This is a genomic window from Flavobacterium sp. CS20 (assembly GCF_018080005.1).
Classification (GTDB): Bacteria; Bacteroidota; Bacteroidia; order Flavobacteriales; family Flavobacteriaceae; genus Psychroflexus.
In genome coordinates this window covers 473691-496361 of the sequence record NZ_CP073015.1, presented here as the reverse complement: position 1 = coordinate 496361, position 22671 = coordinate 473691, and the positions used below count along the sequence as shown (strand labels likewise).

The window sequence follows — 22671 nt, the reverse complement described above, 5'->3', positions numbered from 1 at the left end:
ATTATTAATTTTGTCTAACGATTTGTGCCATAAGCTCAGCTTCAGAAGCCAATTTGCCATTGACATAAGCATAGCCTTGCATATGACAAATACCACGCCTTATAGGAGATATGAGTTCTAATTTAAAAATAAGTGTATCGCCAGGTTCAACTTTTTGTTTGAATTTGACATTGTCCATTTTCATAAAAAAAGTCAAATAATTTTCTGGATCTTCAACGGTGCTTAAAGCTAATATTCCACCAGTTTGAGCCATTGCTTCAACTTGCAAAACACCAGGCATAACTGGTTTTCCTGGGAAATGACCTATAAAGAAAGGTTCATTCATAGTTACATTTTTAACCCCAATGACGTGTTTGTCAGAAAGTTCGTATATTTTATCAACCAACAAAAACGGTGGTCGATGTGGTAAACGATTCATGATTTCAGAAACATCAAAAAGCGGTTTAGTGTTGAGATTGATTTTTGGAACTTTGTTACGCTTTTCGGTTTTGATGATTTTTGATAATTTTTTGGCAAATTGTGTGTTGACAGTATGGCCAGGCTTGTTGGCAATCACTTTGCCTCTTATGCGAGTACTATCAAAGCCAAATCTCCAAGAACATCAAGTAGTTTGTGTCTTGCGGCTTCGTTAGGATAATGCAGGGTTAAATTATCTAAAATACCATTAGATTTGATGTGAATTTCATCTTTACCAAAAGCTTCTTTTAACTTTTCTGTAGTTTCTGGATTTAATGCTTTATCTACATAAACAATAGCATTATTTAAGTCGCCTCCTTTGATTAGACCATGGTCAAGAAGCATTTCTATTTCATGAAGAAAACTAAAAGTTCTGGCGTCAGCAATTTGATTTTTAAATTCATTAACCGATTTTATCGAAGCATTTTGAGTGCCAAGGACTTTTGTGCCAAAATCTACCATTGTAGTCACTTGATAATTATCTGCAGGCATTAAAATCAATTCAGAGCCATCATCATTAGCAAAAGAAATAACATCTTTGACAACAAATTCTTCACGCTCTACATCGAGTTCAACTTTTCCAGCTTTTTCAAGGGCTTCAACAAAAAATTTTGAAGATCCATCCATAATCGGTGGTTCAGAAGCATTGAGTTCAATCAGCACATTATCAATATCTAAACCTACACAAGCGGCCAAAACATGCTCAGTAGTTTGTATGGTAACTCCATTTTTCTCAAGTGTGGTGCCTCTTTCGGTATTTGTAACTAAGTTGACGTCTGCAGGAATAATAGGATGTCCTTCTAAATCAATACGCTGAAAAGCATATCCGTGATTTGCTTTGGCAGGCTTAAAGGTTAATTTTACGTTTTTTCCAGTGTGTAAACCTACACCTTCTAGACTCACTTCTCTTTGGATAGTAGTCTGTTTAGTTGGATGTTTTTTCATAATCTTGAAGTTTTTGTTCAAGGGTTTCTATTTTTTTAACAAGTTTTGGTAAGTTTTTAAAATGGACATATGATTTATTAAAATCGCCATAAGCCAGAGCTGGTGACCCTTGAATAACTTCGTCATCTTTAACATTTCTGCCGATACCTGTTTGAGCCTGAACTTTTACCCGATTTCCTATAGTGATATGACCTACAATACCAACTTGACCACCGATAAGACAGTTTTCGCCGATTTTGGTTGATCCTGCAATTCCTGTTTGGGCGGCAATGGCTGAATGTTTGCCTATTTCTACGTTGTGAGCTATTTGTATATGATTGTCTAATTTTACACCTTCTCTGATAATTGTTGAGCCCAAAGTTGCCCGATCTATGGTTGTACCTGCTCCTATATCAACATGGTCTTCAATCACTACATTACCTATTTGAGGTATTTTTTTATAAACCCCTATTTGATCTGGAGAAAACCCAAAACCATCAGCACCTAAAACTACATTACTGTGCAAAACACAATTGTTGCCGATTACTGTTTCAGAGTAAATTTTACAACCTGAAAAAATATTTACATGGTTACCAATCACAACATTATCACCAATATAAGTATGGGGATAAATTTTAACATTATCTCCTATTTTTACATTTTTACCTATGTATGTGAATGCACCTATATAAGGTTTTTTACCAATACTAGCTGATTTTGAAATATGATTGGGTTCTTCTATTCCAGATTTATCAAGCTTAACCTGATTGTAGTATTCTAAAAGTTTTGAAAACGACTCATAAGGATTATCAACTCTAATCAATGTCATATTAATATCTTGAGCTTGTTCAAAATCTTTATCGACAATACAAATACTGGCTTTGGTTGTGTATATATAGGATGTATATTTAGGATTGGTAAAAAGGTTAGTGAGCCTTCTTCGCCTTCTTCTATTTTAGAGAGTTTATCAACTTCGATATCTTGGTTTCCCTCAATACTTCCGCCGAGTAGTTCTGCTATTTGACTTGCTTTGAATTTCATTTTGACAAAAATAGAAAAAAAAGTTAAACCCAAGTTACTCAATGAAAAACTAATTTAAAGTCAGAATACTGATAAGTTTATCTGCATTAGCTATTTTTAGGGTTATTGGCACATGATTTTTATGCTGAAGAATGATTGTTGTTTAAATCTCAAATAACATAGCAATCAACCTTCAAAAACACTGAGTTTAATCAAGGGATTCTTAAGTATTTATGGGTTTGAAGTGAGATTTTCCATTTGGGATGCTTCATAACATACTCTACGATAGTTGGCATCATTTTTTCTCGAACACTCCATTCTGGTTGAAGATAAAGCAAAGCTTGAGTTTCTAGTTTTTGGGCTTGATCTTCTGCAAATTTAAAATCGTGTTTATTGAAGATTATAACTTTCAATTCGTCTGCATGTTTATAAATTTCAGGTTGAGGTAATTTTATTTTTTTAGGTGACAGACAAATCCAATCCCAAACACCTGTCATTTTGTAGGCTCCTGAAGTTTCGATGTGAATCTTCATGCCTTTGTCTTTTAGACCTTGGGTGAGTTTTGACATATCCCAAGTCAGCGGTTCGCCACCAGTAACCACAATAGTATCCGAGTATTTTTTAGCCTCATTAATAATTGTTTTTATGTCTGTTGGAGGATGAATTTCTGGGTTCCAGCTTTCTTTAACATCGCACCAATGGCAACCAACATCACATCCGCCAATACGTATAAAATAAGCGACAGTTCCTGTATGATGACCTTCTCCTTGAATAGTGTAAAAGGCTTCCATAAGAGGCAAATATTCACCCTTATCTACTAATTTTTTGATTTCTTTTGTTTTCATGCCTTGCAAAGTTAAAGAAATTGCATCTCTTAGCTTATATTAGTTGACCTAAATGAAATAAGTTAATTATGAGCTTCCATCTGAATGGTTAAAAGCTTATGATACAAGCCAGATTTATCATCAAGTAGTGATTTGTGATTGCCTTTTGAAGTTATTTTTCCGTCTTGAAGCACTAAAATTTGATCGGCTTTTTTAATGGTTGACAGCCGGTGAGCAATAATAACAGAAGTTCTATTTCTCATCAGTTTATCAAGTGCATCTTGAACCAATAATTCAGATTCAGAATCTAATGAACTTGTGGCTTCATCTAAAATTAAAATCACTGGGTTTTTGAGTACTGCTCTAGCTATAGCTATACGTTGTTTTTGCCCGCCAGATAGTTGCACACCACGTTCACCAACTTGAGTCTCGTATTGATCAGGAAACGACATGATAAAATCGTGAGCATTGGCTTGAATTGCGACTTTTTTTATAGCTTCAAAACTAGCATTGGGTTTTCCATAAGCAATATTATCTTTGATACTTCCTCCAAAGAGGAGGACATCTTGAGGAACCATAGCAATTTGTTGTCTGAGTTCATTTAAATTATAAGATGTAGCTTCCTTATCATCAAACAAAATTTTTCCAGATTGTGGTTCATAAAACCTCATAATTAGTTTAGCAATAGTAGATTTTCCCGCACCACTTGTACCAACAAAAGCCGTGGATTGCCCTTTTAATATATCAAAGCTAAGGTGATGTAAAACCTGATCATCGGGTCGTGAAGGATAGGCAAAATTCACTTTTTCAAATTTTAAATTGCCTTTGATTTTATTTTTTAATTTTAAATCCTTTAAGTCTTCTGGAGTTTCGTCAATAATGTCAAATACTCTTTCGGTTGCTCCGACTGCTTTTTGAATTTGAGCATATTGAATAGGTAGTCCACCAATAGAAGCTCCAACAAAAATGGTGTATAAAATAAAGGTAATAAGCTGTGATTGATCAAGCTCACCAGCGTGCTGAAGTTTGACCGCATACCACACCAAAAGCACAATAGCTCCAAAAATACAAAAAATGATAAAAGAAGAAAATGCACCACGAGCCAAACCTCCTTTAATGGAGATAGATTTAATATCAAGCACTGCATTTTTATATTTTTTAATTTCAAAAAACTCATTGGTAAAGGCTTTTACGTCTGCTATGGCTTGCAATGTTTCGCCTACTATGCTATTGGCATCTGCAACTTTGTCTTGAGCTTGTTTAGAAAGCTTTTTGATGTATCGACCAAAAATGACGGCAACTACTACAAACACTGGAATGGTAACCAACATCAATAAAGATAGTTTCACAGAAGTTAAAAAAAGTGCAATAATACCACCTACAACAATAATCATTTGACGCAAAAACTCTGCAATTCCCGTTGTAAAGGTATCTTGAATCTGTCCGATGTCTGCCGCAATACGGCTATTGAGCTCGCTGACACGTCGTCCTGAAAAGAAAGACATTGGCATTTTTATAAGCGTGTTGTATGCGTCTTGACGAACGGCAGAAAGCATATTTTCGGTGACGTTTACAAACAAGACTACTCTAAAAAATGAAAATATGGCTTGAGCTGTAAATAAAATAAGTAGCCACATTCCCATGGTGTTTATATCTTCTTCACTAAATTCAGCGGTTTTAATCAAATCGCCCATAAGCTTAGGAAACAACAGAGCTGTTACTCCAGTCAATCCTAAAAATATCATGCCTATAAGAAGCTTCCACCGATGAGATCCAATATACTTAAAAAGCCTTAATGAGCGCTTTAAGTTCGATTTATTGAGTTTTGTTTTTGGAAAATCGGATTGGGTTTTGGCGCTTTTCCATTAACTTGATTTATTATAAAGATTTGCAAATTTAAGGGAATTTAAAATTTTAGAAGACCGAAAAAACCTTAAAAGAATGGCAAAGTTTTAAAATATAAATTTTTGAACTTAAAAATACTTTCAAAAATTTAGTATATCTCCTACTAATTTGAGGTAATCTTCTCTTTTGTCAACAAAATCTAATTCTGAAATATCTAAGATTTTAGTTTTAAAGCGGTTTTCATTTTTTATAAAATTCAAATAACCCTGATTGATTTTTTCTAAATAATCGGCATTGATATCTTGTTCGTAGCTTCTACCTCTTTTATGAATATTTTCAAGTAATCGTTCTGTATTTTGATAAAAGTAAACATATAAATCTGGTTTTGTAATATTACGATACATGATATCAAAGACCTTTTTATAGAGTTTAAATTCTTGGTCTTTAAGGGTTATTCTAGCAAAAATCAAACTTTTATATAAATCGTAATCTGCAATACTAAAGTTAGAAAACAAATCAAGTTGTGTAATGTCATCGACTAATTGTTGGTGCCGATCTGCCAAAAAAGACATTTCTGTAGGAAAAGCATAACGCTTAGGATCTTTATAAAATTGTGGCAAAAAGGGATTTTCTTTAAAACGTTCTAAAATCAACTTGGCATCAAAATCTTCTTCCATCATCTCTACGAACGTTGTTTTTCCTGCTCCAATATTTCCTTCAATGCAAATATAGTTTACATCTGGAACTTTAAAATTGACAGGTTTAAGTTTGACATCCGTCTTTTTTATTGTGTTGTTTTTTGGTAAATCATCTTTCAGTTTTTCAATATTTTGATTCAAAATTGGATGAGTTTTTTGGGTAGCAATATCTGCCAAGGGAAATAAAACAAAATCGCGTTTTGAAAGTTCTGGGTGAGGTATTTTTAAATTAGAATCCGCAATGTAATCATCTCCAAAAAATAAAATATCTAAATCTATGGTTCTATTTTGATATCTTTTTGAGTGTCGCCTACGTCCTAAAGTTATTTCGATTTCTTGCAATTCTTTTAAGACTTGTTGAGCTTTAAGCCTAGTTTTGACTTTGATGCATGCGTTGTAAAATGCTTCGCCTTCAAAACCCCAAGCTGGTGTTTCGTAAACTGAAGAAATATGTGTCACAGAACCTATTTTTGTGAAAATAGCTTCTATGGCTTTTTGTAGATAGACTTCTCGTTGCCCCTGATTACTACCTAAGGCGATGTAAACGCTTGTGAGTGTGCTCAATATATTAAGAAAATTTTATCGATTGATAATCTGTATTTTTTTTAAAAAAATAAGCTTTACAAAGCTACAACCCTTTATTTTTGCTTGCAAGTAAAACAAACATACCATTTTGAATTCTTTAGCCTCTAAAAAACAAGCACTTTTTATTTATATGATATTAGTCGCTTTATTTATTTCATCATTAGTCTCATCAAATCTGATTTTTAAAAAATTTTTTGCTTGGGATTTTTTTGGGTTTTATACGTTTGAAGTTTCTGTAGGCATTTTACCATATCCATTAACGTTTTTAATTACAGACACTATCAGCGAAATTTATGGGCGTAAAAAAGCTAACCAAGTTGTTACCGTAGGAATTTTTGCCTCCTTATTTTCGCTTTTAATCATTTTGGTATCAAATCAAGTTTCAGCAATTCCCACATCACCAATACAAGATGATACCTTCAATCGGGTTTTTGGTTCTACAGGAATTGCAGTTTCTGCATCTATGATTGCTTATTTGTTTGCACAATACATCGATATTGCTATTTATCATTTTTGGAAAAAACAAACCAAAGGTCGCCATTTGTGGTTGAGAAATAATTTTTCTACCATGAGTTCTCAATTTATTGATACGTTAGTTGTGATTGGCTTACTTTGTAGTTTCGGTGAAATACCTTGGAATAAGTTTAACGTGCTATTATTTTCTGGTTTTTTATTTAAAGTTATTGTCGTCGCTTTAGACACACCAGTACTTTATCTTATTGTTTATAGTTTTAGAAAACGCTTCAAACTGAAAGTTAATGAGGAAATAAGCTTAGACTAAACCGCCACATCATAAGTTCTTAAAGCCTCATTCAAAGATGTTTTTTTATTGGTACTGGCTTTACGCTGACCAATAATCAAAGCACAAGGCACGTTGTAATCGCCAGCGGGAAAAGACTTGGTATAACTTCCTGGAATCACAACTGAACGTGCAGGAATAATGCCTTTCATTTCTTTAGGCTTATCGCCTGTCACATCAATAATTTTAGTTGATGCTGTCAAAACTACATTGGCACCAAGCACGGCTTCACTTTCTACTCTTACACCTTCTACAACTATGCTTCTTGAACCGAGAAAAGCGTTGTCTTCAATAATGACAGGTGCGACTTGCAAAGGCTCCAAAACACCACCTATACCAACACCACCAGACAAATGTACGTTTTTACCAATTTGAGCACAACTGCCAACAGTTGCCCAAGTATCAACCATAGTGCCAGCATCAACATAAGCTCCTATGTTGACATAACTCGGCATCATAATAACACCGCTTGAAATATAAGCCCCGTGACGAGCCACAGCATTAGGCACAACACGAATATTGCGTTCTTTATAATGGGTTTTTAATGGAATTTTATCATGATATTCAAAAATGCCAGCTTCTAAAGTTTTCATTTTTTGGATAGGAAAATACAAAACCACGGCTTTTTTTACCCATTCGTTGACTTGCCAACCTTGATCAGTTGGTTCAGCACAACGCAATTTGCCTTGATCTAAAAGTTCAACGACTTCTCTAATGGCTTTAATTGTAGCTTTATCTTTCAGCAAGTCTCTATTGTCCCATGCTTTGGATATAATATTTTGTAAATTATTCATTTTTCAATTTTTTTTCAAATATAAGATTTTGCTTAAGCAGTCATTAATATTGCTTATACTATATTTGTAAAAAACAATTTTATGCCAAAGGTAATGGCTTTAGATTTTGGACTCAAACGCACAGGTATTGCTGTAACCGATGACTTAAAAATGATGGCTTTCGGTCTTAAAGCAGTTGAAACCAAGAGTTTAATGGATTTTTTAAAAACTTATGTTTCAAAAAATCAAGTTGATGAAATTGTTATAGGTCAACCCAAACACGTCGATGGTCAACTTATGGCTCTTGAAAGAAACATCCTATGGTTGATTGAAGATATCAAAAAAGATTTCCCAAAACTCAAAATCATAAGAATTGACGAACGTTATTCTTCAAAAATGGCTTCACAAGCTATTGCTCAAAGTGGTTTAAAAAACAAAAAAAAACGAAGCAAAGGTTTGATAGATGAGATCAGTGCAACATTGATTTTGCAGGACTACCTTAATTAGTGATAGTATTCAGTTTGCAGTCGGCAGTTTGCAGTTTGCAGTATTCAGTTTGCGGTTTGCAGTTTGCAGTTTTGACTTAACTATCAAATAAATACAACTTCCCACAACTAACTACTTACCGCGTCTGTTCACTTATTGTCGCAACTTATAACTCTGAACATCTCACTATTCATATCTCTCAAAGATTGCTTAACTTTGCAAAACTCTATAAAAAACTTTTAATAATGATTTTACCTATTGTGGCTTATGGCGATCCTGTTCTAAAACGCAAAGCTAAAGATGTTCCAGAAGATTATTCAGACTTACAAGAGCTTATAGATAATATGTTTGAAACTATGTATAATGCACATGGCGTGGGTTTGGCAGCTCCTCAAATAGGAAAATCTATACGCCTTTTTGTCGTTGATGCTTCACCATTTGCAGAAGATAGCAATATTTCTGAAGAAGAAAAAAATAAACTCAAATCGACCAAAGAAGTATTTATCAATCCTAAAATAACCAAAGAGCAAGGCGACGAATGGGATTTTAACGAAGGCTGTTTAAGCATTCCCGATATACATGAAGACGTATTCAGAAAGCCAAAAATTGAAATCGAATACTACGATCGTGATTTTAATTTAAAGCAAAAATCTCTCGAAGGTCATTTTGCACGAGTGGTTCAACACGAGTATGACCATATTGAAGGCATTTTGTTTACCGACAAACTATCTAATCTAAAAAAACGCTTAATTAAAGGCAAACTCAAAAAGATTGCTGAAGGAAAAATTGATGTCGATTACCGCATGCGTTTTCCCATGTTAAAAAAAAGTAGATAAATCCTTGATAAATCAACCTATCATCGCATATTTGCGAACATAAAAAATTAAATCATGGAATTTGACAAAATCCTTTCCGTATCTGGAAAACCAGGTCTTTACCAACTCAAAACACAAACTCGAGCTGGCGTTTTGGCACAATCGCTGACCGATGGGCGAAAAATACAAGTCAACTTGAGAAATAATATCAGTATTTTATCTGAAATTTCGATTTATACTTATACAGATGAAGTCCCGTTGAAAGAAGTATTTCATAAGATATACCAAAAAACAGATGGACAAAAAAGTATTGACCACAAAAGCCCCAAAAAAGAACTCGAGAAATATTTTAGAGAAATATTACCAGAATATGACGAAGATAGAGTTTACCAAAGTGATATCAAAAAAGTTATTCAGTGGTATAACATTTTAATTGAAAATGATTTTACGGATTTTCAAGATAAAGAAAAATCTGACGAAGAAGAATAAATGAGCAAACGCAACAGGCATAAAACTTTTGAAAACCTTGAAGTCATAGATACTGGTCATAAAGGCAAAGCTGTGACCAAAACCACTGATGGTCAAGTCGTTTTTGTAGATAATGCCATTCCTGGAGACATTGTTCATGCTAAATCTTACAAAAAAAGACGACGATACTACCAAGCTAAACCTATAGAATTTGTCAAGCTTTCTTCTCATCGCACAGAACCTGTTTGTGAACACTTTGGCACTTGTGGTGGTTGCAAGTGGCAAAATATGGAATACAACCAGCAACTTTACTACAAACAAAAATCGGTTGAAGACAATCTGAAACGCATTGGTCATTTAGATTTGCCTTCTATTTCTAAGATTAAAGCCAGTGAAGACATCTATTTTTACCGCAACAAAATGGAGTTCTCTTTTAGCAATAACCGTTGGCTAACACAAAAAGAAATTGAAAGCGAAAACGAAATTCAACAAAAAAATGCTTTAGGCTTCCATATTCCTGGAATGTGGGACAAAATTTTAGACCTCAACGCTTGTCATCTTCAACAAGACCCGAGCAATGCTATAAGAAATGAAGTCAAGCGTTTTGCTATTGACAATGATTTGAGTTTCTTTGATGTCAAACAACAAAAAGGCTTGCTCAGAACACTGATGATCCGCACAACTTCTACAGGTGAAGCGGTTATGTTGCTTATTCAATTTTATGACGACAAACCAGCTCAACGCAAACTTTTGCTTGAACATCTTAAACAGAGTTTTTCTGAAATTACAGCTTTGCTTTATGTCATTAATCAAAAAGCCAACGACACAATTTATGATCAAGATGTGATATGCTATCACGGTCAAGAATTCATTACAGAAGTGATGGAAGATTTGAGTTTTAAAATAGATGCCAAATCTTTTTACCAAACCAACTCAAAACAAGCCTATGAGTTGTATAAAATCACAAGAGATTTTGCCCAAATTCAAGGTAACGAAGTGGTTTATGATTTATATACTGGCACTGGAACTATTGCACAGTTTATCGCTAAAAAAGTTAAAAAAGTTATCGGCATAGAAGCCGTGACTGAAGCCATTGAAAAAGCCAAACTCAATGCAAGCGACAATAAGATTGACAACTGTAAATTTGTGGCTGGTGATATGAAAAAAGTATTTACACAAGAATTTGTTGCAAAACACGGTCAACCTGATTTGGTTATTACTGACCCACCAAGAGAAGGCATGCACAAAGACGTGGTTAAAGTTTTATTGGATTTAAAACCCCAGCGTATAGTTTACGTCAGTTGTAATTCTGCCACTCAAGCAAGAGATTTAGAAATTTTGACCAAAAGTTATAAGATTACCAAAGTCAAACCCGTTGATATGTTTCCACAAACGCATCATGTAGAAAATGTAGTGGCTTTAGAACTAAAATCATGATAAAACGATTTTTAAAATATGGTTTTTTTATCGTTGGTATAATCCTGTTGTTTATCTCCTGTGAACGCGATGATATTTGCCCTGAGTCAACGCCTACAACACCTTTTTTAATTATAGAATTTTTTGACGTAGCCGAGCCTGACCAAAACAAAACCATTAAAAATTTGAGTTATATTGCAGAAAACACAACTGATACTGTATTTTTAGGCATTGTAGATTCTATAGCTTTACCGCTTAATACAAATCAAAATACCACTCAATTTCAATTGATAAGAAACACAAACGACGATAACTTTAGGAATGTAGATACCATTAGATTTATATATGAAGTCAGTGAAAAGTACGTCAATCGGGCTTGTGGTTTTAAAGCTATTTTCAAAGATTTAAGTGCGGTTAGAACCATAGAAAACCCAGCTTCAAACAACTGGATAAGAAGTGTTTCAACAGAACAACTCAACGTAGAAAATGAACAAAATACTCACGTTTTTATTTTGCATTAGCTTTTGTTTATTTATAGGAATAACCCAAAGTTTTGCTCAAAATGATAGCCTTATCTACACAGAAAGATACGGCGTTTCTTTTGGTGTAGATTTGTTTAAACTTACGCGAACTGTTGTAGATGATAATTATACAGGCTTTGAAATTAACGGTGATTATAGATTTACAGACGAAATTTACCTCGCTGCTGAAATCGGAAATGACCAATTTACTTTTGATGAAAACAATCTTGTAGTTGACTCTGATGGTATTTATATAAAATTAGGTGCAAATTATAATTTCTATAAAAACTGGATTGGTATGCAAAACCAAATCTACGGCGGATTTAGAATTGGGATTTCCTCCTATTCGCAAACCTTAAAGGAATTTAATTTCTATACAACCGACAATACTTTTGTGCCTGAAACACAAATCGTTAATCGTGAATTTAATAACCTTTCAGCCGTTTGGACTGAATTTCAGTTTGGTTTTAAAGTAGAATTGTTTAAAAACATATATGCTGGTGCACATGTGCAAATCAAATTTTTAGTCAGCGAAACCGAACTGCAAAATTTTGATAATATATTTATTCCTGGATTTAACATCACCAATGATTTCAGCTCTATCGGTGCAGGTTGGGGTTATTCTATCAGCTACTTAATACCTTTTAAAACCAAACGTAAAACACAGTCAACTAATCCAAATTGATCAACACTTTTTAGTATCTGTTTCTGAACTCGTTTCAGAACCAATCACAATCACCTGACAATAATGCGTGTAATAATTCTTGTCGATTTCTCATTAGAAATACTCAAAAAATAAAGCCCAGATTCAACATTGATAGGTATTTCAGCATTGCCTTGTTGTGAAGTTATCCAAATTGTTTTACCTGTAATGTCAAGCAATTTAAACTGATAAGTTTGTGAAGGAACAAGTCCTTTAACTTGAATATTACTGTCATTAACTGGGTTTGGAAACACAACAACCTTATCAATGTTTGTTTCATCAACACTCAAATTTTGATCCCAAGGGTTACCAAATTCAGTTCCCCAAATAAAATCTACGAGATTGGGAAAGTCAATAAATGGATTACGGTTTTTTTGCCAAGTATAAATAATATTATTTCTATTCATTTCAAAATCATCTGGTGGATCTTGTTGATGCCATGTCAATAAAGTGGCTAAATCGCCAAGTTTGCCAGTATCTGAAGGAAAACCGTTGACAACATCTAAGCCATTGTAGCGTACTGTTAAAAAGAAAATACAACGTGCAACATCGCCTTTAAAACTTCCAGCATTACCTAATGGACCAACATATTGTCCATAATGTTGGTTACCACGAGAGGAGTTTTCACCTGCATCGGCAACACGTAATCCATGAGCATCAGAGTTGGCATGCCTTATTGAGTCGGCATTAGTTTCCCACCATACATTAATGCCATCAGCTATATCGTCATCTTCAATACTTGTAAAACCACCTCTTGATCGAGGAAAGGTATGTTCTCTATTCCACATATCAACACCTGAAGAACCTGTTTGAAATAGATATTTTGCTCTTGGTTGTTCGGTATAGAGCAACCAAACCTGATTGTTGTTTTCTGGATTTTGGTCTGCTACCTTTAATATATCAATAATATCAGCATAAGTTTGTGTTCTTACAACACCATTTTCTGAAACCAAATCTTGAATGCCTTGTACCAATGCATTACCAGAAAGACCATCAAGACTATCATAATAATCAGCAGATGCTGTACTTGAAACATTACCAAAGGTTGGATTTAATGGAGTGCCAAAATTAGAAGTCGTATAGTCTCCATCTATTATGATTAGACTAAGATTGTTGTTATTTGAAATAAATTCTGGTGGAAGATTTGAAATATTGATTTCCATAAATTCATCTTCCTCTGCAACGCCATCGGCTAAAATAATGATTTGAGTTTGTCCAGTAGTATCACCAGCTTGAAAATCTATAAAAGCATTTCCCGTATAATCAGCATTATTAAAATCTCCATTATTTAAATCTAAATTGAAAGTGATATCATTATCAACAGGATCTTCTGTGTTTAAGGTTATGACAACGGTTTCGCCTTCATCATAAACCTCTTGATTTGCTGAGATTGTTATACCGTTCAGAATAACACCCGAGCCATCGTTGAGTTGCTTTGGTGTTGGCGTTGCAACATACCAACTGCCATCATTAGCACGCTGAATGGATTCAAAATCTTTATTGCCATTAGCATCTTCATCAATTTGTAATGTTAAGCCTAATAAATTAAGTAGGCCTGTATCATCAGAATCGTTAGTTCCATAAACTAAAGCATCAACTAAATTTGTGGTTGTAGCCAATGTTCCAATAGGCATATCAGACTCGTTGGCTTGATAAATAGCCACGGCATCGGCTCCATTTTGAATGGTGTTTAATGGCAATTCAAAATCTACAATAGGCGAAACTTCTGAAGCCCCTAAAACAAAAAGACCATTAATATCAGTTGTAAAACCATCTAAGTCGATATTAAAATAACTTAAATCACCTCCACTACTTGACCCGTTAAACAACACGAGCAAATAGCCGTCTAAAGGTGAAAATGGATTATCGGTTTTAATCTCAATAAATTCTTTAGTGTCAACTCCGTCTGTATCAGTATCAAACTCGTTGATAATAGGGTTTTGTGCAACAAGACTAAAACTAAAAATACTTGTGAATAGTATAAAAAATAACTTCATGATTTCAAATTATTTTGCTAAAATAATGCTTATATGGATTAAAAATGAGTTTTCCAAGTTAAATGAAAGTTAGCTTTTATTTAATAGATACATTTTTTCACATAACCAATTCAATTCATTAAATTTGTAGCTTAAAATCTGGAAAAACTATGTTTGATAATTTAAGCGATAAGTTAGATAATGCCTTACATCTGCTCAAAGGTCACGGGCAGATTACAGAAGTCAATGTTGCTGAGACGTTAAAAGAAGTAAGACGTGCCTTGGTCGATGCCGATGTCAACTTCAAGATTGCTAAAAATTTTACCAACACCGTTAAGGAAAAAGCTTTAGGGCAAAATGTTTTAAAAACCTTAAAGCCTGGCGAACTTATGGTCAAAATCGTCAAAGATGAGTTGACCGAACTTATGGGTGGCGATGCTGAAGGTATAGATTTATCAAGCAACCCAAGCGTAATCTTAATGGCTGGGCTACAAGGTAGTGGTAAAACTACATTTTCTGGAAAACTGGCCAATTTTCTAAAAACCAAAAAAGCTAAAAATCCTTTATTAGTTGCTGGAGATGTTTACAGACCTGCAGAATTGACCAACTTCATGTCGTTGGCGAACAAATTGGTGTTGAAGTCTTTTCTGATAAAGAAGAAAAAAATCCAGTTAAAATTTCTGAACGAGCCATAGCACATGCTAAAGCCAATGGTTTTGATGTGGTCATTATCGATACCGCTGGTCGTCTGGCAATTGACGAAGTATTGATGAAAGAAATCTCAAGTATTCACAATACTGTAAAACCTAACGAAACACTTTTTGTGGTCGATGCCATGACAGGTCAAGATGCTGTAAATACAGCAAAAGCCTTTAATGATGTGCTGGATTATGACGGTGTAGTGTTAACCAAGTTAGATGGTGATACTCGCGGTGGTGCGACTATTTCTATCAAATCCGTGGTAGATAAACCTTTGAAATTTATTGGTACAGGCGAGAAAATGGAAGCCATTGATGTTTTTCATCCTTCGCGAATGGCCGATAGAATTCTCGGTATGGGTGATGTGGTTTCCTTAGTTGAACGTGCTCAAGAACAATACGATGAAGAAGAAGCTCGCAAAATACAAAAGAAAATTGCTAAAAATAAGTTTGGTTTTGACGATTTTCTGAAGCAAATTCAACAGGTCAAGAAAATGGGGAACATGAAAGACCTTATGGGTATGATTCCAGGAGCTGGCAAAATGATGAAAAATGTTGATATTGATGATGATGCTTTTAAAGGTATTGAAGCTATTATCAATTCTATGACACCAGAGGAACGTCAAAATCCTAAAATATTCAATACCAGTAGAAAACGAAGAATTGCAAAAGGTTCAGGAACAAGTATTAATGAAGTTAACCAGCTGTTAAAACAATTTGGGCAAATGAGCAAAATGATGAAAATGATGCAAGGTGGCGGTGGCAAAAAATTGATGCAAATGATGAGTCAGATGAAGTAGTGTTTTCAGTGGGCAGTGAGCAGTTGGCAGTGAACAGATGGCAGTTGGCAGTCGGCAGTTGGCAGTCGCAGTTGTAGTATATAAGTTTATAATAAACTGAATACTGAATACTGAATACTGAATACTGAATACTGAATACTGAATACTGAATACTGAATACTAAATACTAAAAACTGAATACTGAATACTAAAAACTGAATACTGAACACTGAAATCTGAAGACTAAAAAGCTAATAAAATGACTATACTAGACGGCAAAAAAACCAGTCAAGACATTAAGGATGAAATCAAACTTGAAGTCGATAAAATGAAAGAACATGGCGAAAAAGTGCCACATTTGGCCGCTGTTTTGGTGGGGAATGACGGTGCGAGTTTGACTTATGTCGGCAGTAAAGTGAAATCTTGTGAACAAGTGGGTTTTGAGTCAACATTGATTAAAATGCCAAGCACTACCAGTGAAATTGAGCTTTTAGATAAAATCAAAACACTCAATAATGACGATGATATTGATGGCTATATTATTCAACTGCCTTTGCCTAAGCAAATCAACACTCAAAAAGTTTTGATGCAAGTAGATCCAGATAAAGATGTTGACGGTTTTCACCCCACAAATTTCGGAAAAATGGCTTTGGATATGACAACATTTATACCCGCAACGCCTTTTGGAATTTTAGAACTCATAGAGCGTTATGGTGTAGAAACAAATGGTAAACATACCGTTGTAATTGGTCGTAGCCATATTGTTGGACGACCTATGAGCATTTTGATGGGCAGAAATGGATTTCCTGGTAATTCAACGGTAACGCTCACACATAGCCATACTAAAAATATTACCCAAATCACATCACAAGCAGATATTATTATTACCGCTTTGGGTATTCCAAATTTCCTAAAAGCCGAAATGGTTAAAGATGATGCGGTTGTTATTGATGTTGGTATTACACGTGTTCCTGATGATTCTCGTAAAAAAGGTTATCGTATTACTGGCGATGTTGATTTTGACAATGTATCTAAAAAAGCTTCATTTATTACACCCGTTCCAGGTGGTGTTGGACCAATGACTATTGCAATGCTACTTAAAAACACCTTATTAGCTAAAGAACTACATAAGTCAAAGTTAAAAGATTAACACTCTACATAATTTATGTTGACTTCCAACTTTCAAAATCATTGATGTCTTCGTCAATCAAACGCATTAAAGCCATAAAAACACTAATATCATCAACAAAACCTATAACAGGCAAAACATCTGGAACAATATCAAAAGGGTTAATCACATAAAGCAGTGTAAAGGTTATTGATGCTACAGAACGCCAGGGTATTTTTTTGTATGTTCCTTTTTTATACTGCTGAAGAATTTCTATGAGTAATTTGAATTTTTGCCTATGTTGTGCAAAAACTTTAAGATTGAGTATTTTTTGCAGACGTTTGCGTTTTCGATGAATTTTATTTAAATCATCTTTGTCTATCTGTTTTGCATTTTCAGACACAAAATCTTTATCAATATGAGGTTTATGCTTTGTCTTTTTCATCTGTTTTATCTTTTATTTCATCTTCATTATCATTTTGTTTTTCATCAATTTTTACCCTCTGTTTTTCTTCTAAGCTTGTTTCAGCTTGATATTCAGTTTGGTTTTCATCATCGGCATATTCTTTTTTATAAATTACAACAATAATAAGGAATAACGATATCATCAAAGGACCAAAAACCAAGCCTAAAAATCCAAAAACAGGAATACCAACAATAACGCCTATTAGAGTAATTAGAGGATGTTCGTTAGCCATACGTTTTAGCACATAAAGTCTAACCAAGTTATCACTTGAACCCACCACAATAAAACCATAAGCCAATACACCAATGGCTTCTAATGTCATGCCTTGAGATAACAAAATAACGGTAACGGGAATAAATCCTATTGCCGTGCCTACAAAAGGAATAACTGAACCTATAGCCGTTACTGCAAACCAAAAAAACGGATCAGGAACGCCAAAAATCAAATATCCAATTAGAGCCACAACTCCTTGTATGAGTGCAACTAATGGGATGCCAATAGCATTGGCTTTTACTTTTTTTGTGGCTTCAATGGCAATGGTTGTGAGATTCTTTTGCCAACAGGAATATAGCTCTGTAACGAAATTTTAAGTCGCTCTTGATTGACTAACATATAATACAATAAAAAATACATGATACTGACAGAAATAAATGCATCAAAAGTACCGAGTGCAAAGTTTTGGGCGTTTTTAGAAATAAATGAAGCTATGCCTGAAGTATCTAAATCTTGAGATATGTTATAGCCTATATATTGCTCAAGTTGTGATAGTTGTGACTTGATGGCAATCACAAATTTTTCTGAATTTTTTATGGCTCCACCGATTTTTGAAGACAGCATAATAACAACCCCAGCCAATGGGATAAGAATTAAAAAGAAAGAGCTAACAATGATGAGTCCAGCTGAGAGGCTTTTTAGCCAACCTTTATCATTGAGTTTTTTCATCAACTTACGGCTGATCACAAAAAAGGTGATAGCACCTAAAACGCCTGAAATATAAGGCAAAATATTATTGTAAATAATAATCGCCAAAATAATAATAACGGTCAACAAAAATAATTGCCTAATAATTCTCGGTGGTATGGTTTTCATCATTTAAGATTTAAAAAGTTGATCGGGGTTTTGAAAAGCTTTAAACTCTAAAGCATTTCCCGAAGGATCATAAAAAAACATAGTGGCTTGTTCGCCCGTTTGACCTTCAAATCTAATGTAAGGTTCAATTTGAAATTTGATTTTTAAAGCTTTAAGTCTTTGAGACAAATCCCAAAAGGCTTTCCATAGTAACACAACGCCAAAATGTGGCACTGGCACATGGTGATTATCAACGGGGTTAAAATGGTTTTGAGGTGAATATTCTTTAACTTCATGAATGACGAGTTGATGACCATAGCAATTAAAATCAACCCACTTATCACTACTTCTACCTTCTTCAAATCCTAAAATTTGACTGTAAAATTTTCTGCTCTGCTCCAAATTATGAACAGGAATGGCAAGGTGAAAAGCTGAGTTTGGCATATTTAATTTTAAATAGCCAATTTAAACATAATTCTTAAAAAATAAAATTGAAAATCAGACTTGAGTTTAAAATTTACAAATCATTTTCTAACCTTCTGATTTTGAATTAAATCAATATACAAATTTATTTTATCTTTCAAATGTTTACGTTCTGTAATAAAATCTAAAAATCCGTGTTCTTTGACAAATTCTGCGGTTTGAAAACCTTCTGGTAAATCTTTTCCCGTGGTATCTCTTACAACTCGTGCTTCAGCAAAACCAATTAAAGCCCCTGGTTCTGAAATATTAATATCACCCAGCATAGCAAAAGATGCTGTAGTACCACCAGTTGTTGGATCGGTACAGAGCGAAATATAAGGTAATTTGGCTTTAGCCAATTGACCGAGCTTTGCAGATGTTTTTGCTAACTGCATAAGTGACAAACCCGCTTCCATCATTCTGGCACCACCAGATTTTGAGATGATAACGAGTGGGAGTTTGTTCCTGATAGCATAATCGACTGAACGTGCAATTTTTTCACCGACAACTGATCCCATTGAACCACCAATAAATTTAAAATCCATAGCACAGACAATTATTTTTTTGCCTTTAGACTCGCCTACTGCTGTTCTTATAGCATCTTTCAGCCCAGTTTTCTTTTGAACTTCTTTGATACGAACACTATACTTTTTAGTGTCTTCAAAATTTAATGGATCTTTTGAGGCTAAATTTTTATACAATTCTTTAAAATTACCATCATCAAAAAGTATTTCAAAATACTCTTTACTCCCTATTCTTACATGGTAACCATCTTCTGGGCTGACGTAATAATTTTTTGCCAGTTGGTCAGAGTCAATAACTTTGCCTGTTGGGGTTTTGTACCATAAACCTTTAGGAACGTCTTTTTTATCTTCGGTTGCGGTTTGTATGCCTTTTTTCTTTCTTTTAAACCAAGCCATATTATTGTTATTAGATGGAATTTCTATACTATTTATCAATAGAGTTTGAGTTTTAATTTATAGCAAAAAACTATAAAACATTGACATTATTAAGATCTTCAAAGGCTTTTTTTAACCTCTCTTTGAAAGTGATTTCAGCTTCGCGTAACCATTTTCTTGGGTCATAATATTTTTTGTTGGGTGCGTCATCACCTTCAGGATTGCCAATTTGAGATGACAAGTAATCGGCATTGGTTTTCATATAATCTCTAATGCCTTTCATAAATGCATATTGCAAATCAGTGTCTATGTTCATTTTGACAACACCATAGCTGATGCCTTCTCTTATTTCTTCAACAGTTGAACCACTACCGCCGTGAAAAACAAAATCGATATGATTGTGCTCTACACCATATTTTTCAGAAATGTATTCTTGAGAGTTTTTAAGTATTTTTGGTGTCAACTTGACATTTCCTGGTTTGTAAACACCGTGAACGTTACCAAAAGCTGCTGCTATAGTAAATTGATCGCTCACTTTACTCAATTCTTCATAAGCATAAGCCACTTCTTCAGGTTGTGTATAAAGCTTTGACGAATCCACATCTGAATTATCTACGCCATCTTCTTCGCCACCAGTTACGCCGAGTTCTATTTCTAAGGTCATACCCATTTTGCTCATACGTTCAAGGTATGTTTTGCAGGTTTCTATATTTTCTTTAATGGGTTCTTCAGATAAATCAATCATATGAGAGCTAAACAAAGGTTTTCCGTGAATTTTGTAAAACTTTTCACCTTCGTCTAACATACCATCAATCCATGGCAATAATTTTTTAGCACAATGGTCTGTATGCATAATAACTGTAGCACCGTAGGCTTCAGCTAAATCGTGAACGTGTTTTGCACCCGTAGTTGCACCAAGAACTGCCGCTCTTTGATTTTCATTAGACAAGCCTTTGCCTGCATTAAATTGGGCACCACCATTTGAGAATTGGATAATCACTGGTGAATTGAGTTCTCTTGCGGTTTCTAAAACGCCATTAATAGTGTTAGAACCAACCACATTCACACCTGGCAAGGCGTAGCCATTAGCTTTTGCGTGATTAAAAATATCTTGAACTTCTTTTCCAGTAGCAACGCCTGGTTTAATATTATGACTCATAGTTTTTTTATTTTGAATTGTAAAATTAGTAATTTATTAAAGAAAAATGAATTCATGTTGATATATTTTAGATATCATAAAATCCAAAATTTATTTAAAAACAGTTTATCAAGCAGAATTTCGACTGGCATTTATATTACCAAACAAACATCTGATAACAAGTTTTTCAAATTTATCTTTTTCAGGGTGATTTTGCTGAATCATTTGCAAAGCATATTGCTGAATAGATAAAAGTGGTAAAACGATATTTTCGCGAGCACTGATAGATTTACGGGTTATTTTTTCATTGTCCATTAAATATTTCACGCCAGTTAACTTCAAAGCCCATTTTTTTGACAACTCATATTCAGCTCTTAGGTCTTTCCAAAAATTGCCAAAAACCTTATCGTTTTTCATATATTGAGTTAATGGAAAATATGATTTTTTCATACTCATCATACTATTGTTGATAAGCGTTCTGAAAAACGCTGAGTTGTCATACAAGTCTTGAATTACTTCAGGTTTATCGGCAAAGGTTTCTAAAGCAGTTCCTAAACCGTAGTAGCCCGGTACATTTTGTCTAATTGTACTCCAAGATCCAACAAATGGTATAGCTCTTAAATCAGAAAAATCTAATGTTGATTTTGCGTTTCTTTTAGAGGGTCTGCTTCCAATATTTGTTGCGCCATAATATTTTAAGGTGGTCATTTTTTCAAGGTAAGGTACAAAGTTTTTATCATTTTTAAGTGAAGTATATTTTTCATAACTTTTATTTGCCAAATCTGAAATTAAATCTTTGTAGTGCTGATTTAGTTTTACAGATTTATTAAAAGGTTTAGCACCAGCGAGCAAGAGTTGTTCAATATTGTAGCTTGCATGTTCGTGCGTGCCATATATACTTGTTATGGTTTGACCTTGAATGGTAAGTTGTATTTTGTCATTTGACACATCGTCGCCTTGAGCAAGATAAAATTGATGAGTTTTACCGCCACCTCTTGCAGGTGGACCACCTCTACCGTCAAAAAAGACAACTTTATAATTGTGTGCCTTTGTTACTTTTGTAAGGCGTTCTTTGGTTTGCAAAATTTCCCAATTCGCTTTTAAATAGCCACCATCTTTGGTTCCGTCAGAAAAGCCCAACATAATGGTTTGTTCATTATTTCTTTTTTCAAGGTGCGTTTTATAAATAGGTAGCTCGTAAAGCTCACGCATGACATCCTGTGAATTGTTCATGCCAACCATAGTTTCAAAAAGCGGTACAATATCTATTTTGATGTCTTCGTCTTGGTATCCACAATATTTAAAAAGAGCATAAACGTGAAGTACATCAAATATACTTTCAGAATTTGAAATAATGTAGCGATGAAGTGCTCTTTCGCCATTTTCGGCTTGTATATCTTTAATTTGATATACATTTTTAATGGTATCAATTATGATTTCATCTTCATAATCATCAGCATTGAGCCTTAATGATTTTTTTGTTAGATAATTAATTTTTTCTTGGTTAGATAAGGTGTTGTAGTCTAAATCAAACTCCTTTTTAAATATTTCTTGTATAGCTTCTGTATGTTTGCTACTGTCTTGCCTTATATCTAATGTTGCAAAATGATTCCCAAATAAATGGACTCTACCAATAATATCATTGACTTCTTCAACAAAAAAATCTTTGTATCGTTCTTTCAATAAAGATTTGATTTGGTACAAACTTTCTAAAATCTCCTTGTCGGTAATACAAACTTCATCT

21 protein-coding genes and 3 pseudogenes are annotated in these 22671 nt (G+C 34.1%); 10 read left to right on the top strand and 14 right to left on the bottom strand.

What is annotated here, in order from left to right:
• Positions 1-4: 4 nt before the first annotated feature.
• From IGB25_RS02420 to folK, 5 genes and pseudogenes are all read right to left on the bottom strand, one after another.
• Positions 5-1401: pseudogene (locus IGB25_RS02420) on the bottom strand (bifunctional UDP-3-O-[3-hydroxymyristoyl] N-acetylglucosamine deacetylase/3-hydroxyacyl-ACP dehydratase).
• Positions 1382-2421: pseudogene (gene lpxD, locus IGB25_RS02415) on the bottom strand (UDP-3-O-(3-hydroxymyristoyl)glucosamine N-acyltransferase). The pseudogenes IGB25_RS02420 and lpxD overlap by 20 nt, the downstream one beginning before the upstream one ends.
• Positions 2422-2612: 191 nt before the next feature.
• Positions 2613-3245 (bottom strand): 7-carboxy-7-deazaguanine synthase QueE, encoded by a 633-nt coding sequence (locus IGB25_RS02410; RefSeq protein WP_211066011.1) that lies wholly within the window; start codon positions 3243-3245, stop codon positions 2613-2615.
• Between the two features lie 62 nt (positions 3246-3307).
• A complete protein-coding gene (locus IGB25_RS02405; protein ID WP_247653577.1) occupies positions 3308-4969 on the bottom strand; it encodes an ABC transporter ATP-binding protein in 1662 nt (553 codons plus the stop codon).
• A gap of 240 nt (positions 4970-5209) precedes the next feature.
• On the bottom strand, positions 5210-6331 hold the full coding sequence (gene folK / locus IGB25_RS02400; RefSeq protein ID WP_211066010.1) for a 2-amino-4-hydroxy-6-hydroxymethyldihydropteridine diphosphokinase: 1122 nt from the start codon (positions 6329-6331) through the stop codon (positions 5210-5212).
• Positions 6332-6482: 151 nt separating this feature from the next.
• Between folK and IGB25_RS02395 the strand changes: the two genes are divergently transcribed.
• Positions 6483-7133 (top strand): queuosine precursor transporter, encoded by a 651-nt coding sequence (locus IGB25_RS02395; RefSeq protein ID WP_211066818.1) that lies wholly within the window; start codon positions 6483-6485, stop codon positions 7131-7133.
• Here the strand turns inward: IGB25_RS02395 and IGB25_RS02390 are convergent.
• Positions 7130-7945, bottom strand: coding sequence for a 2,3,4,5-tetrahydropyridine-2,6-dicarboxylate N-succinyltransferase (locus IGB25_RS02390; protein WP_211066009.1), 816 nt, complete (start codon positions 7943-7945; stop codon positions 7130-7132). The genes IGB25_RS02395 and IGB25_RS02390 overlap by 4 nt on opposite strands.
• Before the next feature lie 81 nt (positions 7946-8026).
• Between IGB25_RS02390 and ruvX the strand changes: the two genes are divergently transcribed.
• The 6 genes from ruvX (at position 8027) to IGB25_RS02360 (ending at position 12315) form a co-directional block, all read left to right on the top strand.
• Positions 8027-8431, top strand: a complete 405-nt coding sequence (ruvX, locus tag IGB25_RS02385) for a Holliday junction resolvase RuvX (RefSeq protein ID WP_211066008.1) — start codon at positions 8027-8029, stop codon at positions 8429-8431.
• A 224-nt stretch (positions 8432-8655) separates the two neighbouring features.
• The gene (def, locus tag IGB25_RS02380; protein ID WP_211066007.1) at positions 8656-9246 is read left to right on the top strand and encodes a peptide deformylase; all 591 of its coding nucleotides are present in this window, start codon (positions 8656-8658) and stop codon (positions 9244-9246) included.
• Between the two features lie 54 nt (positions 9247-9300).
• Entirely contained in the window at positions 9301-9714 is a 414-nt protein-coding gene (locus IGB25_RS02375) for a DUF5606 domain-containing protein (RefSeq protein ID WP_211066006.1), read from the top strand.
• Entirely contained in the window at positions 9715-11130 is a 1416-nt protein-coding gene (gene rlmD, locus IGB25_RS02370; protein ID WP_211066005.1) for a 23S rRNA (uracil(1939)-C(5))-methyltransferase RlmD, read from the top strand.
• On the top strand, positions 11127-11630 hold the full coding sequence (locus IGB25_RS02365; protein WP_211066004.1) for a DUF6452 family protein: 504 nt from the start codon (positions 11127-11129) through the stop codon (positions 11628-11630). Before rlmD ends, IGB25_RS02365 begins: the two co-directional genes overlap by 4 nt.
• Entirely contained in the window at positions 11596-12315 is a 720-nt protein-coding gene (locus tag IGB25_RS02360; protein WP_211066003.1) for a DUF6048 family protein, read from the top strand. The genes IGB25_RS02365 and IGB25_RS02360 overlap by 35 nt, the downstream gene beginning before the upstream one ends.
• 50 nt (positions 12316-12365) lie before the next feature.
• On the opposite strand, the gene IGB25_RS02355 is transcribed toward IGB25_RS02360, so the two are convergent.
• On the bottom strand, positions 12366-14330 hold the full coding sequence (locus IGB25_RS02355; protein WP_211066002.1) for an endonuclease: 1965 nt from the start codon (positions 14328-14330) through the stop codon (positions 12366-12368).
• A gap of 149 nt (positions 14331-14479) precedes the next feature.
• On the opposite strand from IGB25_RS02355, the pseudogene IGB25_RS15380 reads away from it, so the two are divergent.
• From IGB25_RS15380 to IGB25_RS02345, 3 genes and pseudogenes are all read left to right on the top strand, one after another.
• A pseudogene (locus tag IGB25_RS15380) lies at positions 14480-15303 on the top strand (signal recognition particle protein); the annotation flags it as partial.
• A gap of 6 nt (positions 15304-15309) precedes the next feature.
• Entirely contained in the window at positions 15310-15807 is a 498-nt protein-coding gene (locus IGB25_RS15375) for a hypothetical protein (protein ID WP_371815969.1), read from the top strand.
• A 238-nt stretch (positions 15808-16045) separates the two neighbouring features.
• On the top strand, positions 16046-16936 hold the full coding sequence (locus IGB25_RS02345; protein WP_211066001.1) for a bifunctional 5,10-methylenetetrahydrofolate dehydrogenase/5,10-methenyltetrahydrofolate cyclohydrolase: 891 nt from the start codon (positions 16046-16048) through the stop codon (positions 16934-16936).
• A gap of 13 nt (positions 16937-16949) precedes the next feature.
• Here the strand turns inward: IGB25_RS02345 and IGB25_RS02340 are convergent, their stop codons facing one another.
• The 7 genes from IGB25_RS02340 to IGB25_RS15360 form a co-directional block, all read right to left on the bottom strand.
• The gene (locus IGB25_RS02340; protein WP_211066000.1) at positions 16950-17339 is read right to left on the bottom strand and encodes a YkvA family protein; all 390 of its coding nucleotides are present in this window, start codon (positions 17337-17339) and stop codon (positions 16950-16952) included.
• Positions 17320-17892, bottom strand: a complete 573-nt coding sequence (locus IGB25_RS15370; RefSeq protein WP_371815968.1) for an AI-2E family transporter — start codon at positions 17890-17892, stop codon at positions 17320-17322. The genes IGB25_RS02340 and IGB25_RS15370 overlap by 20 nt, the downstream gene beginning before the upstream one ends.
• Positions 17871-18449: an AI-2E family transporter gene (locus IGB25_RS15365; protein WP_371815930.1), complete on the bottom strand. Its 579-nt coding sequence runs from the start codon at positions 18447-18449 to the stop codon at positions 17871-17873. The genes IGB25_RS15370 and IGB25_RS15365 overlap by 22 nt, the downstream gene beginning before the upstream one ends.
• A gap of 3 nt (positions 18450-18452) precedes the next feature.
• Complete coding sequence (locus IGB25_RS02330; protein ID WP_211065999.1) at positions 18453-18872, bottom strand: VOC family protein; 420 nt, start codon at positions 18870-18872, stop codon at positions 18453-18455.
• Positions 18873-18952: 80 nt separating this feature from the next.
• Positions 18953-19810: an acetyl-CoA carboxylase, carboxyltransferase subunit beta gene (gene accD, locus IGB25_RS02325; RefSeq protein ID WP_211066817.1), complete on the bottom strand. Its 858-nt coding sequence runs from the start codon at positions 19808-19810 to the stop codon at positions 18953-18955.
• A gap of 70 nt (positions 19811-19880) precedes the next feature.
• Positions 19881-20948 carry a class II fructose-bisphosphate aldolase gene (gene fbaA, locus IGB25_RS02320; protein ID WP_211065998.1) on the bottom strand — a complete coding sequence of 356 codons (1068 nt, stop codon included), beginning with the start codon at positions 20946-20948 and terminating at the stop codon, positions 19881-19883.
• 108 nt (positions 20949-21056) lie between these two features.
• On the bottom strand, positions 21057-22658 hold the full coding sequence (locus tag IGB25_RS15360) for a phosphoenolpyruvate carboxylase (RefSeq protein WP_371815967.1): 1602 nt from the start codon (positions 22656-22658) through the stop codon (positions 21057-21059).
• Positions 22659-22671: the final 13 nt, after the last annotated feature.